The organism is Candidatus Dependentiae bacterium, from assembly GCA_016871815.1.
In the GTDB taxonomy this organism is placed as follows: Bacteria; Babelota; Babeliae; order Babelales.
In genome coordinates this window covers 1-16965 of the sequence record VHBT01000009.1, presented here as the reverse complement: position 1 = coordinate 16965, position 16965 = coordinate 1, and the positions used below count along the sequence as shown (strand labels likewise).

At 38.6% G+C, this 16965-nt stretch carries 14 protein-coding genes and 1 tRNA gene; 9 read left to right on the top strand and 6 right to left on the bottom strand.

Translation table 11 applies throughout. The features are described 5' to 3' along the window. Positions 1-30: 30 nt before the first annotated feature. From FJ366_02380 to FJ366_02340, 9 genes are all read left to right on the top strand, one after another. On the top strand, positions 31-2499 hold the full coding sequence (locus FJ366_02380; protein ID MBM3894419.1) for a valine--tRNA ligase: 2469 nt from the start codon (positions 31-33) through the stop codon (positions 2497-2499). A 47-nt stretch (positions 2500-2546) separates the two neighbouring features. Then, a complete protein-coding gene (gene bamD / locus FJ366_02375; GenBank protein ID MBM3894418.1) occupies positions 2547-3335 on the top strand; it encodes an outer membrane protein assembly factor BamD in 789 nt (262 codons plus the stop codon). Then, on the top strand, positions 3332-3712 hold the full coding sequence (locus tag FJ366_02370) for a YraN family protein (GenBank protein ID MBM3894417.1): 381 nt from the start codon (positions 3332-3334) through the stop codon (positions 3710-3712). The genes bamD and FJ366_02370 overlap by 4 nt, the downstream gene beginning before the upstream one ends. A 14-nt stretch (positions 3713-3726) precedes the next feature. Then, positions 3727-5505 (top strand): ABC transporter ATP-binding protein, encoded by a 1779-nt coding sequence (locus FJ366_02365; protein MBM3894416.1) that lies wholly within the window; start codon positions 3727-3729, stop codon positions 5503-5505. Positions 5506-5644: 139 nt separating this feature from the next. Beyond that, positions 5645-6634, top strand: a complete 990-nt coding sequence (locus tag FJ366_02360) for an NAD(P)-dependent oxidoreductase (protein ID MBM3894415.1) — start codon at positions 5645-5647, stop codon at positions 6632-6634. A 25-nt stretch (positions 6635-6659) separates the two neighbouring features. Further along, the gene (locus FJ366_02355) at positions 6660-7610 is read left to right on the top strand and encodes a hypothetical protein (GenBank protein ID MBM3894414.1); all 951 of its coding nucleotides are present in this window, start codon (positions 6660-6662) and stop codon (positions 7608-7610) included. Positions 7611-7724: 114 nt separating this feature from the next. Continuing rightward, complete coding sequence (locus FJ366_02350) at positions 7725-8075, top strand: hypothetical protein (GenBank protein MBM3894413.1); 351 nt, start codon at positions 7725-7727, stop codon at positions 8073-8075. Positions 8076-8105: 30 nt separating this feature from the next. Then, complete coding sequence (locus FJ366_02345; protein MBM3894412.1) at positions 8106-8480, top strand: hypothetical protein; 375 nt, start codon at positions 8106-8108, stop codon at positions 8478-8480. Positions 8481-8927: 447 nt separating this feature from the next. Continuing rightward, the gene (locus tag FJ366_02340; GenBank protein MBM3894411.1) at positions 8928-9131 is read left to right on the top strand and encodes a hypothetical protein; all 204 of its coding nucleotides are present in this window, start codon (positions 8928-8930) and stop codon (positions 9129-9131) included. A gap of 1 nt (position 9132) precedes the next feature. On the opposite strand, the gene FJ366_02335 is transcribed toward FJ366_02340, so the two are convergent. The 6 genes from FJ366_02335 to FJ366_02310 all read right to left on the bottom strand — a co-directional run bounded on the left by FJ366_02335 (position 9133) and on the right by FJ366_02310 (position 15612). Beyond that, positions 9133-10263, bottom strand: coding sequence for a glycosyltransferase (locus FJ366_02335; GenBank protein ID MBM3894410.1), 1131 nt, complete (start codon positions 10261-10263; stop codon positions 9133-9135). A 15-nt stretch (positions 10264-10278) separates the two neighbouring features. Beyond that, positions 10279-12327: an RNA polymerase sigma factor RpoD gene (gene rpoD / locus FJ366_02330; protein ID MBM3894409.1), complete on the bottom strand. Its 2049-nt coding sequence runs from the start codon at positions 12325-12327 to the stop codon at positions 10279-10281. Positions 12328-12468: 141 nt separating this feature from the next. Beyond that, positions 12469-14337 (bottom strand): DNA primase, encoded by a 1869-nt coding sequence (gene dnaG / locus FJ366_02325; GenBank protein ID MBM3894408.1) that lies wholly within the window; start codon positions 14335-14337, stop codon positions 12469-12471. Beyond that, a complete protein-coding gene (locus FJ366_02320; protein ID MBM3894407.1) occupies positions 14235-15020 on the bottom strand; it encodes a prolipoprotein diacylglyceryl transferase in 786 nt (261 codons plus the stop codon). Before FJ366_02320 ends, dnaG begins: the two co-directional genes overlap by 103 nt. Positions 15021-15031: 11 nt before the next feature. Further along, a tRNA-Met gene (locus FJ366_02315) sits at positions 15032-15108 on the bottom strand. A 93-nt stretch (positions 15109-15201) separates the two neighbouring features. Beyond that, the gene (locus tag FJ366_02310) at positions 15202-15612 is read right to left on the bottom strand and encodes a phosphoribosyl-ATP pyrophosphohydrolase (GenBank protein MBM3894406.1); all 411 of its coding nucleotides are present in this window, start codon (positions 15610-15612) and stop codon (positions 15202-15204) included. Positions 15613-16965: the final 1353 nt, after the last annotated feature.

Sequence of the window (16965 nt, the reverse complement as noted above, 5' to 3'; positions counted from 1 at the left end):
CTACCCTACATACAAAAAACGTACACTAAGATGAAAAGAGGAAGTATCTGCATGGATACAAACAAATACAACGAACTGCAAGCCGAACTTGCGATCCAAAAACTCTGGGAACAAGAAAAAATATATCATTTCGACCCAGAACAAAAAGATAATCAATTTACGATCGATACTCCGCCACCTACCATTTCTGGCAAACTTCACATCGGTCATATTTTCTCGTACACCCAAACCGATCTCATTGCTCGCTTTCGCAGAATGCAAGGCAAAAACGTTTTTTATCCCATGGGATACGACGACAATGGCCTGCCCACCGAACTGTACGTTGAGAAAAAAAATAACGTCAGCGGTCGACGCATGGGCCGTGCAGATTTTATTAAACTCTGCTTGCAGGAAACTGCTGCCGCACACACCACATTCAAAGACATTTGGATGCGCATGGGACTTTCGATAAATTGGGAACACACCTACTCTACCATTTCGCCCGAAGCTACCAGAGTTTCACAGTATTCATTCGTCGATTTGTACAACAACGGCCATATTTACCGAAAATTCGAGCCGGCGCTTTATTGCACCTCGTGCCAAACAACAATTGCACAAATTTTATTAGAATCAATTGAAGTTGAAACGCTGTTTTCGACCATCATCTTTAAAACAACCTCAGGACAAGATCTGCACATCGCAACAACTCGCCCAGAATTACTCGCCTCATGCGTAGCTGTTTTTTACAACCCAGAAGACTCCAGATACCAACATCTTGCGGGTAAAAATGCCATCTCGCCAATTTATGGAAAAGAAGTGCCCATTTTGCCCTCAACACACGTTGATATCGAAAAAGGAACCGGCCTTGTAATGTGCTGCACCTTTGGAGATCAAACCGATATCCTGTGGTTTAAAGAACACAAATTACCATTTATTCAAAGCGTAGGATTTGATGGCAAATGGACCGAAATTACCGGCCCATTGGCTGGACTTAAGGTTCATGATGCTCGCGCTAAAATTTTAGAACTCCTCAAAGAAGCTGGCTGCATCACTGAACAAAAAAAAATCATGCATCGTGTGCAAGTTGACGAACGCTGCAAAAAAGAAATCGAATACATCGTACTCAACCAATGGTTTATTGAACTACTTTCGCACAAACAAGAATTTTTACAGCGCGCCGATGAAATCGAATGGAAACCAGCATTCATGAAGGCTCGCTACATCGACTGGGTAACAAACCTTTCATGGGATTGGTGTATCTCAAGACAACGTTTCTTTGGTGTTCCATTTCCTGTCTGGCACTGCCAAGATTGCAAACATATTATTGTTGCAACTGCAGACATGCTTCCTATCGACCCACAAGAAAAAGCTTATCCTGGAAAGACCTGTCCTGCGTGCTCATCTGCTAACTTGAAAGGCGAAAGCGATGTCATGGATACCTGGGCAACGTCTGCGTCATGTCCGGAAATCAATGCTCAGTGGCCAAAAAATCACCCTATTTCATTGCCAATGAGCATGCGTCCGCAAGCTCACGATATTATTCGTACCTGGGCTTTTGGCACAATTGTAAAATCGCATTACCATCATGGCACAATTCCATGGAATGAAATTGTCATTTCTGGGCATGCACTTGCCGGTAAAGGTGAAAAATTTTCCAAATCAAAAGGAAATGCTCTTCTTGACCCAATTAACCTCATGGCAACCTATTCCTCTGATGCAATTAGATATTGGGCTGCAAGCGGAAAACTTGGAACCGATATTTTGTTTAACGAAGATCAACTCAAAATTGGCCGCCGCTTAGTTACCAAGCTTTGGAACGCATTCAAGTTTAGCCAAGAACATCTTGTGGGCGCATCATGCTCGATTGAAAATGTAAATGCACAAGATCCGCTCAATTACTGGTTACTCCAAAACTTATGCTCAACGTACCAAGAGTATGTCAAAGCATTTGACGTCTACGACTATCACCATGCACTTGAAGTTGCAGAAAAATTTTTGTGGAACATTTATTGCGACAACTATCTCGAGCTAGTAAAAAATCGCTTCTGGAAACCTGAAAATTATTCAACTGAACTTCTTGCAGAAACAAAAAAGACTCTCTACGTGGTTGGCCTGCATATGCTCAAAATGTTTGCACCAATTATCCCGCACGTTACCGACTCGCTCTATCAAGAATTATTCCGCGCAACAGAAAACATCCCATCAATCCATAATCACACCTGGCAAGAATCACAACTCACCGGATATGTTGTAGGCGAAATTACCACAAGTATCGACATCGTTGTTGCTGTAGTTGGTGCCGTTAGAAAGCTCAAAAGCGAACATTCTCTCTCACTTAAAACACCACTGAACAATCTGACGGTTGTAGTCTCTGAAGCAGAATATCTACAGCTAAAAGACACTCACAAAACAATTATCGCGGGTGTAAGCCAGGCAGAGAATGTTGAAATCTTGAAAGGCAACCAAGAGTCATTTATGACTCAAACAGCTAACGGCTGGATTGCGCTTGTAAAGATTTAAAATGTTTTTAGACTAAACAAAAAGGTTTTTACCTAAGGAAAAATGTCATGATATTTACAAATTCATATATCAACCTAGGACTGCTCTCACTCTTACTTCTTGGCGCAAGCGGATGTATTGAAAAAAAAGGCGGAAAAGAACTCGTTCAAAATCGAAAATCTATGGCACTGGAAGAACTCGAAAAAAAGCGTCTTGCTGCTGCTGAGATGAAAAACTATGAAGTTGAAGCATCGATACTTCAACAAATGGTTATTCAACACACAGACAATCAAAACAGCAAAACATGGCGAATGGAACTTGGAAAATTATATTCGGACATGAATGAATATCCGCTGGCGTATCGAATTTATCGTGACTATACAAAACTCTACCCAAGCGACATCAACACCGAAAGCGTTGCGTTTATGGCTCTTGATGCAAAGTACAAACAAACAATCGAAATGCGACAAGAATGCGACAGCTCTGCAACATTAAAAACCATCAAGTTGTGCAAGGAATATCTTAAACAGCCCTTTTTTAAAACACACGAAGGATCAGTGCAAGACATCTTAAAAACATGTGAAAATAGGCTGGTGAACAAAGATATATACGTATTTAACACCTACCTAGCGCAAGGCAAATTGCCTTCTGCAAAATCACGCCTTGATGTTATGAAAGAAAAATACAAAGACGCATCCGATGATGTAAAATCACAATGCCTGTTTCTTGAATTTAAGTTAGCAAAAGCAGAAAACAACACCGATTCTGCCCGAATAATTTATGACAACTTACAATCTTTGTACCCTGAATCAACTGCAGTCAAAATGGCTTCCAGTCAAATCAAATATCGTGCATGAGTACCAAATCAAAAGCAGCTCATCTGCAAACTGGTACATCGGGTGAAAATTCTGCCGCCCTGTTTTTACAAAAACAGGGCTTTTCGATTCTTTGCCAAAACTACAAAACTTCGCGCGGCGAAATAGATATTATCGCCCAGCAAGATAATCTCATCGCATTTGTAGAAGTCAAAACCCGAAAAACAGCTTATTTTCACTCTTCTTTACTTATCACTCGCGATAAACAGCGCAAAATTTCTCTTGCCGCACGGCAGTACATTCAAGAACAATCGAATTTAACAAACATTATTTTCAGATTCGATGTAGTATTTGTTTACCCACAAGAAAATGCTGTAGAGTTTGAATACATTCCGAATGCGTTTTACGCACAAGACTAGAAAGTTTTTCACTGATGAGAAAACACGATCTACCGCACACACTACCAGCCTTTATTTGGCGGTTTTTGAAAGCGAACATAGATAAATACAGTCTTGGAAACATGTTTATTCTTTTTTCGAGTATTGCCCCATCGATCGACGGCTACATACTCAAAATTATTATTGATTCTTTTAATGCGCTCAATGAAAAGCTTCCACCAACATTTTCTCCACTTGCCCTTATTGGTATTTATTTTCTCTGGAACGGAATCGAAAACCTCTGCTGGCGACTAAGTAGCTTTTTTTTATACACAACAAATGCCGACCTAAAGGCTTCTATCATCAAAGAAATGTCTACCCATCTGCTTTTTAACGGTAATTTTAAAACTAATGCAGATTCTTCGGGCGGAGCCTCACATCGAATCTCAGAGATGGCGACAAACGTAGAACAAATTATTATTTTGATTTCAGAGTCACTTTTGTACACCTCATGCCTCATTTTATTCTCTGGATTTACCCTGGCGTTAATTCATAAGTGGATAGCCCTTTTACTCGTAGTATGGTTTGCTTTCTATGTTGCAGGAAGCTTGTTTCTTCAACAACATATAGAAAAAAAATCAAAATCTTTTACCACTAATCGAATGATTGTACTAGAACGGCTTGCAGATTGCATAACAAACAATCCATGTATACGCTTTTTCTCTCGACAAGCATATGAAAGCCAGACGCTCAACAGTTATTTAAGAAATTCAGCCGCTGAAGAAAAATCTCTTCAGCGGTTTTCTTTTTGTGTACGTTTTTTTCAAGACATTGTATGGGTTTCATTCACGGCAAGTGTTATTTGGCTTCTCTTTAAACTTCAAAAAATAGAGGCTATTACCATCGGAGACTGCGCACTTGTTCTTACTCTTAGTCAAACAATCGTCAGCTATTCAAGCTCATTTACCTCAGACATTTCACGATTTGCTCAACTTATTGGTGCATGTAATGAATCATTATCTCTCATTTCGGCAACATTTACAGCCCTACGTCCTACCGGTCAAAATAATTTGATCATCACAAATGGATCAATTGAAGTAAACCAAATCACCTTTGGCTATGACCCCAAAAAACCTATCTTTAAAAATCAGTCCCTCAAAATAACTGGCGGCGAAAAGATCGGCCTTGTTGGACCGTCTGGATCTGGAAAAACAACCTTTGTAAATCTACTTGCAAGACTTTTTGATCCTCAACAAGGAACGATTTCCATCGATGGGCAAGATGTTTCTTCGGTCACTCAAGAATCTCTTCATGGGGCAATCAGCGTTGTTCCACAATCCCCCTTCTTATTTCACCGAAGTATCAAAGAAAATATTGGGTATGGAAAACTTAATGCATCAGACGAAGAAATAATTAAAGCTGCAAAAAAAGCTGAAGCTCATTCATTTATTGTAAAACTCCCATTCGGATACGAAACAATTATTGGTGAGCACGATATAAGTCTCTCTCATGGACAAGCTCAACGAATCATTCTTGCAAGGATTTTTATACGAGACACGCCAATTATTATACTCGATGAAGCAACCGCTTCACTTGATGGAATTACTGAATTTCGGATTCAAAAAACATTAGATAATTTCATAAAAGGAAAAACAACAATAATAATTGTTCATAAATTTTCAACACTCATTCATATGGATCGAATATTGGTTTTTGAAAAAGGAACTATTATTGAGGATGGACATCACGACTATTTAATGCAAAAAGCAGATGGCTTATACGTAAAACTCCTTCAAGATCAATTACCCCAACATCCAAAACAATCTGGTCTTTGATACAAAATCAAACCGATTAAATAATATCAATCGTATGACATTAGACTAAAACCCCGATAAACTACCTACTGAATCAAAATAAAAAAACTCAAAAAATTATCAAAAATACAAACGTACGTACGCAGAAGGAGCGGGGAGCATGAAGCGGTACCTTATCGTTGGTGGAGATACTTTTATTGGTGCACATCTTGTTCGCAGACTCGTAAAAGACGGCAAAGAGGTACATATTATTGTGCAAAGTTCTCTTAATTTATGGCGAATCCACGACGTAATGCTTTCTATAAAAATGCATACCGTTGATCTTTCCAATGAAGAAGATGTTTTTGATGTACTAAATAAAATAAAAGCTTCAGTTATTATTTCGGCTATTTCGCATGGCGAAACTATCGGTAGCGGAGAAATTGATGAAATTTATGATCAAAATTTCTTCAATCTTCTCATTTTAATCCAACAAGCTAAACAAGTTGGGTTTTCGTGCTTTATTAATTCTGGTTCGTACCAAGAATATGGAAGACGATCATCTGCACTTGCTGAAACACAGCCAACAGAAGCTCTGTCGCATTATGGAATCGCAAAAGCAGCAGCAACAATGCATTGCCTCAAAGAAGCTCGCCTCTTTAATCTTCCAATATATACCGTCAGATCTTTTGTTCCATACGGCTTATATCAAAGCAGCCAATCATTTCTTACAAAGCTGTTTTCAAGCACGCTCACATCAGTAAATTTTAATAATTATTATGCAAACGCATCGTACGACTTTATTCACATTTCAGACATTGTTAACATTTACATAGCGATTGCTCAACACACACCAAATAATCAATTTATATTTAATGCCGGATCTGGAATCTCCAGAAAGCTACGTGATGTTGTGCAAATGTTTGAAGAAACTTGTTTACAGCCAACTCAAGTCGAATGGAGCCTTCTTTCTGAATCGGCAAATATTATTGAATCTTCTCAATTATGTTACTCTGATCAAACTATAACTAACTCATTTTTTGAAAGTTTTTTACCTCCACAAAAAGACTTTAAGCTTGGTATAAAAGAAACATATGAATGGTTTTTAAAAAACAATTCATATTATATTTCGACACAAAAGGATCAAAAAATGAGCATTTCAAACTCTTAAAACACCATCAGGAATATAAATCATAATGATCACTACACTTTTTACCGCTATTTACGACTTAATGCATAAAAACGATCACCTTGTTTGCATAGGAAGCGCCGTACATAATGTAGAATTTGAAAAATTCTTAAGCGATTTTCCATCAAGATTTATCGACAGCTCTCACAAAGAAACAACTGTTCTTTCATTATGCATGGCTCTTTTAAACAAAAATAAAGCGGTAATAGTGTGTGTTCCAATGCCGCAATTTGTAACCCGATGGTACGAGCAAATCGTAAATGATCTTGGATACAAGACATTTCAAATAATTATCATAGGCCTACCGTCAAATTCGTTACCATGGGGAAGTTTTCGGCCAGAACTGGCACTTGCCCAGACAATTCCCAATTTAAGCATTTTAGCCCCAGCGACAAAACAAGAATGCAGCGCACTTCTTTTTTCTGCTTTTTTAGCCAGACGTCCATTTTATATTCATTTAAATACACTACAACCAGTCTCGCTTGAACCCAAAAACAAAGAACTTCCTGCTCTTTTTGAGCCGTTTACATACGCCCAGGGATCACAAATCGCATGTATTGGTATCGGAAGCGCTCTTGAAGCAGCTCATATTGTAAAAACAAATCTAGAAGCCTACGGATATTCTGCATCCACAATAAGCATTCACACGCTTAAGCCTCTCAAAAAAGAACCATTACTACGAATTCTTCATACATATTCTGCAATTTTTGTTTTCGACGAGCTTGATAGTCCTCTGGAGTTTGGCAAAATATTAGGCGCTTTTTTCTTAGAAAACGCTTTAAAACAAATCGTTTTTAAATCATTTGCCCCAGTACATGACAGCGAAAACGAAACCTCCGTACAAGCAAATCAATATCCCAACAAAAAACTCAATCTTAGGACGTGTACCCTGGAAATTGTTGAAACCCTTATTCGCTCAAATATTATTCCAACTCACCCTTCATGGAATAAAAATTAATAACACCAGAGACTCTTAAGCTTTTCCACCTGAAATATTTACTCCAACTATCAACCCACTGTACAATAAAAATAGGTTGGTACAAAAAAACCACTATCTTAGAAGGAAAAAGATATGAAATCTTTATTCACACAATCAAAAATCTTATCTATTGGAATGCTCGCATTTCTCTTTGTCACGATTAGCCCTGTATTTTCAGAAGAAGAAGCTCAAACTACAGAAACAACTGAAGAAACTCAAACCGAAGAAGCAACCGCAACACAACCGGAAGCCTCTGACGACCAATTAGGATTTACCATCACCATTAAACAATTTGAAGCTCTCCAAAAAGTTATGCTTGACCAGGCAGAGTCTCAAAATAAATTCAACAAGGCCTTTCAAGAATGGGAAGATGGGGTAATCAAAGGACTTGATGAACAAGCATCAATTTCGACAGAAGCGCAAACTAATACCGAAAAAGAATAATCTCAACCCTAGTCCAAAAAAGAATCTCTTATGAAAAATTTAATTAAATTAATGCTTATTATCGCGCTTGCAGCTCCATACGTACAAGCGAAAAAAAGTTCAAAAAAAGTTCAAAACACAGCTCTTTTGCAAGATGAATATGATGAATGTTGCTCAAGCGATAACAGCTGCTATACAAAACAAGAACAACCTACGACTCAGTCACGTACTCAGCAAGAGTACAAAGAAGAGTCTTTTGTTCAATCAATCGAAAACTACGCTACATCATTTATAAACTGGATCAAAAGTTTTTTTATCTGCACCCCCTGCAATACGATAGAAAAAACAACATCCTCAAGTAATAACGATGAATCAATCGAAGAAGTCGAAACAGACACTGAAGAAGATTCATCAAATAACGACTAAAAACATCTCGGACTAAACAAAGACCAACAAAAAATGGGGCAGTTTATTGCCCCATTTTTCTTTTTCATCACCAAATAACCATTACAAAAACCAATATTTGGTAGTTAAATGTATTGTTAGTCACTTCAAAGAGTTGTTAATGTGTGAATAAAATAAATCGAGTAAATTAGCCGATAAACATGAGACAAATACTCCTGACAATCACCCTACCAGCCTGCTTATTGTTGTGTTCTTTTTTTAGTTACCATTTTTACAGCGCTCAAATTTCCCAAAAACAAGTCGCTAGCAAAACCCAAAAACACGAACCAAATTCACATCCGTTAATTTCACAAAACCACATTCTCGCACAGATAAATGACACAAATGCAGAAATAATCAGTGAAAAATATAAAAAATTTAAGCATACTATCCAAAAGATAGCACTCAAAACCTCTACCGTAACTTCCCATGTCTATGAATTTTTATCTCCCGCCACAGATCAAAAAACAACTTAGTATTTTCTTAATTATTTTCGGATTATTAGTGATTTTTTTGCCAACAATTATTGGTTCATTATTAGTTCTTTCAGGAATTGTTCTTCAAAGCAACTACCTGCAAGGCCTCATTTTAAATCTTATAAAAAAAGTTACCCAAATAGGCTACAAAAAATAGGCTACAAACTGCGCAATAAATCACGTACAAGCTCGCTATACTCTTGCGCCGTCCTGACAATCGAATAAAAAGCTCTCATGAAAATAGATCGTTTTTTTGCATGATCAGCATACAAATGATACTGGGCGTACATTTTAATCATGCCAAGTGCAAGCTCGACAACTTCATTGGAGCTCAAAACAACCCCATCAAGATCCTCATTAAAAAGCTCTCCTGCACATGCATGCGTCACAACCACAGGTAATCCAACGGTCATCGCTTCGAGCAATGCAAGCGACTGCCCTTCACTCACCGATGAAGAAATATACGACGAAAATCCATGATACATTTTTTCAACATTGGATTGATGCCCGCACAATAAGACCTGTGCTTCAAGCGAGAGATCAGCTATGAGCTCTTTAAGCGCACCGCGCTCTGGCCCATCGCCAACAATGCACAAAATTGGTCGAAGCTCTTTATCCTCGGGAAGCGGAAATTGTTTTTTTAAAAACAAATCAAACGCCAAAATTAAATTTTTAAATCCCTTGCTTGGAATTAATCTTCCAACAGCTCCAAAAACAAATTGTTTATTTTTTTGCACATGTCTCATGTTTACAGCTGCAAGCAATCGCTCAACGGAAACCCCATTTTGGATAACAACAATTTTATTTTTAAGAAACCGCCCCCAAAAAAAAGTTTTTTCATATGATTTTTTTACAGAAGAAGAAACAGCAACCGCTCGCTCACCAAAAAGAATTAATGAAAAAACATCAGCAATTTTTTTAAAAAAACCTAAAAAATCTGCGTTATTATGCAAAATCGACACCGATGGTATTTTTTTAAAAAAACAAACAACCCGCACAATGATGTTAGCCAACCACAAAGCAGAAATGACCACTCGTGGAGAGTGGTCATTAATACATTTTATAAGAACGTTAACTGCCGCCAAATAATCAAAAAACGATTTTTTATCATCAGTCAAAAGCACTTGAACAGCATATCCTTTTGCCGAAATTCGTTGTGCAACTTCACCGCCATGAAAAGATATAATTACGTGTTCATCAATTGAATGAGGCCATGCAGAAATAAGGTTTTCCAAAAAAACTTCCGCACCACCAACTCCTAAATTTGATATCACGTGAAGAATTTTCATCAAAACCCCTATATCTTAAATATCATCATCAAATGAATCGTCAGAATCACCCTCGATATCACCATCACCAAGCTGAAGATTTATATCTTTATCAAAGAATGAACGTAGTTTTTTGCTTCTAGAAGGATGTCGCAACTTACGAAGCGCTTTAACCTCAATCTGACGAATACGTTCACGGGTAACGGCAAAATCCTTACCAACCTCTTCAAGGGTATGCTCAGACGCCACATCGATACCAAATCGCATTTTAAGAACTTTTTCTTCACGCGGTGCAAGGGTTTTGAGTACTTCACGAACCCGTTCTTTAAGATCATCATTTACCACAGCATCAACCGGGGTGTAATCATTTTCGTCTGGCAAGAAATCTTTCAGATACGTGTCATCACCATCACCCATCGGGGTTTCAAGAGAAACTGGCTCTTTGGAAATTTTAATAATATTTTTGATCTTCTTTTCATCAATATTAAGTTCTTTTGCCAACTGCGCGTATGACGGCTCTTTACCCGTTTCCTGAATTGCAATTCGAGTAAGTTTATTGATCTTGGTAAGAGTTTCTACCATGTGCACAGGAACACGAATCGTTCTTGACTGATCAGCAATTGCACGGTTAATCGCCTGACGAATCCACCAGGTCGCATATGTTGAAAATTTAAATCCTCGTTCAAATTCAAATTTTTCAACCGCCTTGAGCAAACCAATATTCCCTTCTTGAATCAAATCAAGAAAATGAAGTCCGCGATTGATGTATTTTTTTGCAAGGTTAACAACAAGCCTAAAGTTTGCTTCTGCAAGCTCATCTTTTGTTTTTTTATCAAGAATCTGAGCCTTATAAAACATCTCATACAACGCAATAATACGGTTGCGAGAAATACCAGCTTCGGCCTCTGTTTTTTTGATAATTTTACCATCAGCACGAGTAAGCTGTGTCAACTCTTCGATCTTAAGGACATCTTCTGGTTTTGGATTCTTAATATTTGTGTAGAAGGCAAGTTGCTCTGAAAATTTAGCAACCTCAGATTCTCTTTCACGAATTTTTGCAACAAATCGCTCAATTCGTTTACCAAATTTTTTAATCTGACGATTTGAGAAGCGAATTTGACGAACAGCTTCAGAAATTGCTTGTTTGTTTTTTTCAACAGTACGCAACATCTCTTCTTTCTTACCAGGCTCGAGCAATAACGGTCTATAGCTGCGATAGATCTGTTCTTCTTTCTCTACAGCCTTTCGAACAACATCGATCTTTTCAAGCAATGCTGCACGCTCTTCTTCGAGCTTTGGCATATTGTCTTCGTTGTAATCAGAAAATTGAATTAATTCTTTCAAGAACAAAGCATCTCGTTTAATACGATCAACCATGCCCAATAATTCTTTTGTAGCAAATGGAAAATTACTAATAACTTCAAGCGAAATGCGCTTTGCTTCGGCAATTTTATCCGCGATAACTTTTTCGGTAACCTTATTCAACAATGGAATTCTGCCAATTTCACGCAGATACATTTTTACCGGATCATTAAGCTGGCCAGGTTCCACCAAGCTTCTAATTTTATCTATTTCTTTTTCAGGAGCTGCCTCTTCTTCATCCCTGATTTCTTCATCTTCGCCAGAATCAAGGTCATCCATGGTTGCTTCGATTGCTTTTTGATAGCCAGCACCAAAACCATCGGCGTCATCATCTGTTCCAAGCACATCATAAGAGCCACCCTCTGCCTCAAGCTCTTCCGCAGAAACAAGGTTAATATTTTCTCGCTCTAAATGAACAAACAGCTCAGATGCCTCTTCTTCCGCAAGTCGATGTTTTTGAATAAACGCACCAACATCTTCAAGCGTCAAAACGCCATCCGTGACACCCTTTTCGATCAACGCATCTAAGTGTTTTTCGATATCTTTTAACAATACTTTATTTTGCTTCCCAGCATCTTTTGCAGAAGCATCAGGAGTACGCTTAGCCGCGGCATCTTGTCCTTGGCGCGCAACAGAAGATTTTATTGTACCTTTTTTAGCCACAGCAGATGTCGCTGTTTTTTTTAGAGCAGAATCTTTAATAGAAGCTTCATTTTTCTTCATTACATCCCCTTTGCACACTCAAACAATCTTGCAGATAGAAAACCGCATTCCTGCTGTTAGTAGCATAATTAATTTGTATCATCGTATCCGTTTATTGTACCTAAGCGTTCTTTTTTTTAATAGCCCAGAATAATTTTTACCCTAACTACCCTTCGCCCCACCTGCACCAATAATCTCTTTCATCAATTCGTATTCACGAACATCAACACTTCCCGACTTCATATTTGCGATAATTGCCCGCCAACAAGACCTACAAAAAAGAGTTATCAATCCCAAAAATTCACTTTTTGTTACAGAACCTTCAAAACCCATGGCTGCCTTCATAACCCACAAGCGAATTTCTTCGTCCAGTGACTCCAAAAATGCATTAAATTTGTCCTCTCCTACCGCCTCGCCAGAGCGAATACGCCCAAGAACATCTTTTATATCTGTATCAAAAAAATGCTCCACTCGCGGATCAAGCAACTCTAAAAAATTATTTTTTTTATAATCGCACAACAATGCTCCAATTATTTTTTCCTGAAGGTCTCGCAAGCCTTTTTCAACAGAAACATCTGTCTGATTATTTTTTACTGGAACGGGAGTCGGTTCTGCAGGTGCTACCGCCATAGAATCACGCGGAGCATCCATACTTTTTGCTTTTGCAACAAGCTCTCGAAGAGAAACCTCCTGAACCTGAAGCGCACGCGCAGCCTGATGCACCAGTAAATCTTGCTTAAATCGATTTGAAATTCTTCCAATAACCGAAGCAATTCGCATGCCGATTTCCATTTTTTCACTTAATGTCTTCTTGGTAAAATCGATGGCAATGCTTCGAATAAAAAACGTAAAAATATCAGCTGCGGACTCTACAAGCGTTAAGGCATTTCCCCCATCCTGAACAAACGATGCAGGATCCTTTCCTTGCGGCAAAGAAATAACAAAAAGCTCAAGATTTACATCCCAACAATGCTCTGCAAGACGAAGTGTAGCTTTTTGACCAGCCTTATCACCGTCATATACCACATATACCTTACGCACAAACCGCGAAAGCAACTTTAAATGTTCCTGTGTACAAGCTGTTCCAAGCGTCGCTACAACTTCCTGCACGCCACTGCCATACAACATAATGGCATCAAGATATCCTTCTACGATAAATGCTCGTTCGGTTTTTATAAAAAAGTTTTTTGCCTTGTGATATCCAAAAAGCAATTGTCGCTTTAAAAAGAAGTCTGATTCACGAGAATTATAATATTTGGGCCGGATGTCTCCGTCTTTAAAAATCCTTCCTCCAAAACCCACGCAACGACCTGAAGGATCATAGATTGGAAAAATAATCCGCTCCTCAAACGGCGAATGACAAACAGTTGTTGAAGACTGAACCAACAATCCCGCATCAATAAAATGCTTAAGCAAAAGCCCCTGACCATGAGCCGCACGAATAAAAGACTGCAACGAATCTTGCCCACCAGGAAGATATCCCAACCGAAATTCACGAACAAGTTCTGCCGACACTCCACGTTTTTTTAAATATTCCTGAGCCAAAGATGATTTTGCAAACTGAGCAACGCTCCACGCTTCAAAAAAAGAACACACCGCAAAATAATCCTTTTTTGCAACCTCATCGTGCTGCACAAAAGAGTTTTTAAGCGCATCTGGAACAACAAGCCCCATACGATCGACTATTAATTTTACTGCCTCAACCTGCGTAAGATGCTCAGCTTTTGCGACAAACGAAATCACATCGCCCGTTGCATGACACCCAAAACAATAAAAAATCCCCTTATCGGGGCTCACGGTAAAAGAAGCATCGGTCTCAGAGTGAAACATGCACGATGCCTTAAAATAATTCCCCAGGCGAACAAGGCGCACATATTGACCGATAACATCAATAATCGAAACCTGCTGCTTAATCCAATCAAATAGCGTCAAGAAGACCTCTTTTTTGCAGAAACAAATAAGTATATTAAAAATGTACCCGAAAACAGCATTATGCCAAGCCCAAGAAATTGATATTTTGTACAACCCCACAAGAAAATTTCAGGCCGGTCGCCTCGCCAAAAGTCTAAAACAAATCGAATCAATGAAGCACAAAATAAATACAACATAAACATGGAGCCTGAAGGTTTTTGCCTAAATACACGATCAAAACCAACAAAAAAGGACCACATGACAGAAAATAGCAACGCTGCAACTAGCTGTATTGGAAAAAGAGGCACACCAACCAACTGTCCACTTGATTCGAACTGATATGCTATTGAAAAAAAGCCATCCCACTCAAGGCCAAAACAACACCCCGCAAAAAAACACCCAATCCGCCCATACATGTCCAACAGCGGTGCATGCAGACAAATTTGATCCATAAGATTTAAAAATGAAATTTTTTTAGCCCATGCATATCCATACAGTGCAAGAGGAACCGCAATAATTGCACCAAGAACAGATAACCCACCGGAACTAAGACCGCAAATCAAATCACCGCAAGACAAAAAACCAGATTCCAGCAAATAAAAAAGACGTCCACCAAGAACGCCCGCCAACAAGCCAACAAAAATAATATCCAAAAGCTCGGATCGCGAAAGTGCCAGTTGACGAGAACCAGAAGCTATAAAATGCCAAGAAAAAAGCCACAAACCAACGACCAACATGAGGCCATAAGGCTTAACATTAAAAAGAGAAAATAGGGAAAAAGATAAATCAGGAACGATAAACATACTTTTAAATTTGGTTGCGGGGGCTGGATTTGAACCAACGACCTTTGGGTTATGAGCCCAACGAGCTACCAGGCTGCTCTACCCCGCGATACTCATGAAGCCCGAACTGAACGTCCAGACCTCATCATCCTAAACATTTTTGACACAATGTCAAATGAGATAACTGATTCATCAAAAAAAGTTAGTCCAGCGGCTCACATTCAACTTCAGGATATTTTGCTGGTTCTTTTAAGCAATATGCCTCTCCGGGAGAGCCTATTTTATGATACGCATACTTAACAAACGTTCGAGTCTCAAAACCACCACGCTCTTGACGCTTTTTTTCTTGCACTTGCATGATATCCTGCAGTGAAAATTGGTACAAAGAGCCAAATGCAGCTGCAACTTCAAACACATCTGCCAACTCCTCGATCAATTCTTCTTTGTTTTTTGCCGCTTTTACTTCATCAACTTCTTCTTGAATCTTGTTTTTAAGCTCGAAGGCAAATTCAGCATCGGTTAATATTTTTGCATCAACAAATGATCCTTGCCCAGCTAACATCTCAGGGCCTTTGTCTCGCCACAATTTATTTTGTACAAATTTACGATACATAAAAAATCATCCACAAAGAAAAGCACGAACGATTCTCAGAATAAATAATTTTTTACAAAAAAAACAGGCTGGTTTTTTATAATTTATGGCGAAAAAAATCTTGCATCTAATTCAAAGCGAACTCTCTAAAAATTGAACGTTCGCTTTGAACCAGAAGGATTAATTAATGAACTAAATAATTTAATCCGCTAGATTATTCGGAGCGTTTCTCATAATCGATGTAAATGGCCAAACAGACAAATAAGCTATTTTATTTGCTCTAAATTGATTTATTTTAGCCGCATAGCAGCCATAATTACACGGATTTGCGGTAATAACCAGCGACGATCCGAGCTGATTAAGAAGCTGATTCCAATTAGCATACCTATCGCCTTGCGCCTCTGTTATTAAATTTCTTATCACGTCTAAATTATTTTCATTGATCAAATTTCTTATGTTTGTAAGCTCTGCCAAAATTCTATCAAAAGATCTTTTTTCTGAAGGAATTGTAATTGAAACATCTCTTCCTGTTGTTTGATGCTTAGCAAGAAGATCTGCAATCAGCACCTCAGCTAATTTTTTATCCGGAATAGAGCCTTTAATTTTTTGTATATTCGGTGCCCCTACATTTTTTAAAATTAATGTCAGTTTATCTGCTGAAATAACTGGATTTTCCAAAAGCTGACTAATTGCCGGCGCTGCAAGTCCTGCAAGCACTATGGTTGCATTAATCTCAGCAAGTCGTCTTCTTTCGGCATAATCAACAGAAGACGGTAAATTCGTCATTTCTACTGCAGCAATTAATAAATTTGCATTTCGGGACGGTAGAATTCTGCTTCTTAAGGTTGTCAACGTTGCTCCGGTTGTATTTAAAAAAATGGTTAATAATGTTTCGTTTGAAAGATTTCCAAGAACCTGATTTGTGAGTGCCGTTGTTAATTCAGCGGCCGTTCTTCCCGCAAGAGCTGCCGTTACCTGCTGAGCGCTTGTTGCATTATTCAGTCCAAAAACCAATAATTCTGCTTTTCTTGCTGCTGGCAATGCTCCATTAATCAAAGTTACTGTTGCAGCTGGAGCAAGCCCCATAATCATTGTAATTTTTTCATTCGTCAGACGCTGCAGTCCCGCACCCAACTCCGCAGCAGTTCTTCCTGCAACAGCTGCCGTTACCTGCTGAGCCGTTGTTGCATTATTCAGTCCGAAAACCAATAATTCTGCTTTTCTTGGCGCTGGCAATGCTCCATTAATCAAAGTTACTGTTGCAGCTGGAGCAAGCCCCATAATCATTATAATTTTTTCATTCGTTAAACTTTGCAGTCCCACACCCAGCTCCGCAGCAGTTCTTCCTGCAACAGCTGCCGTTACCTGCTGAGC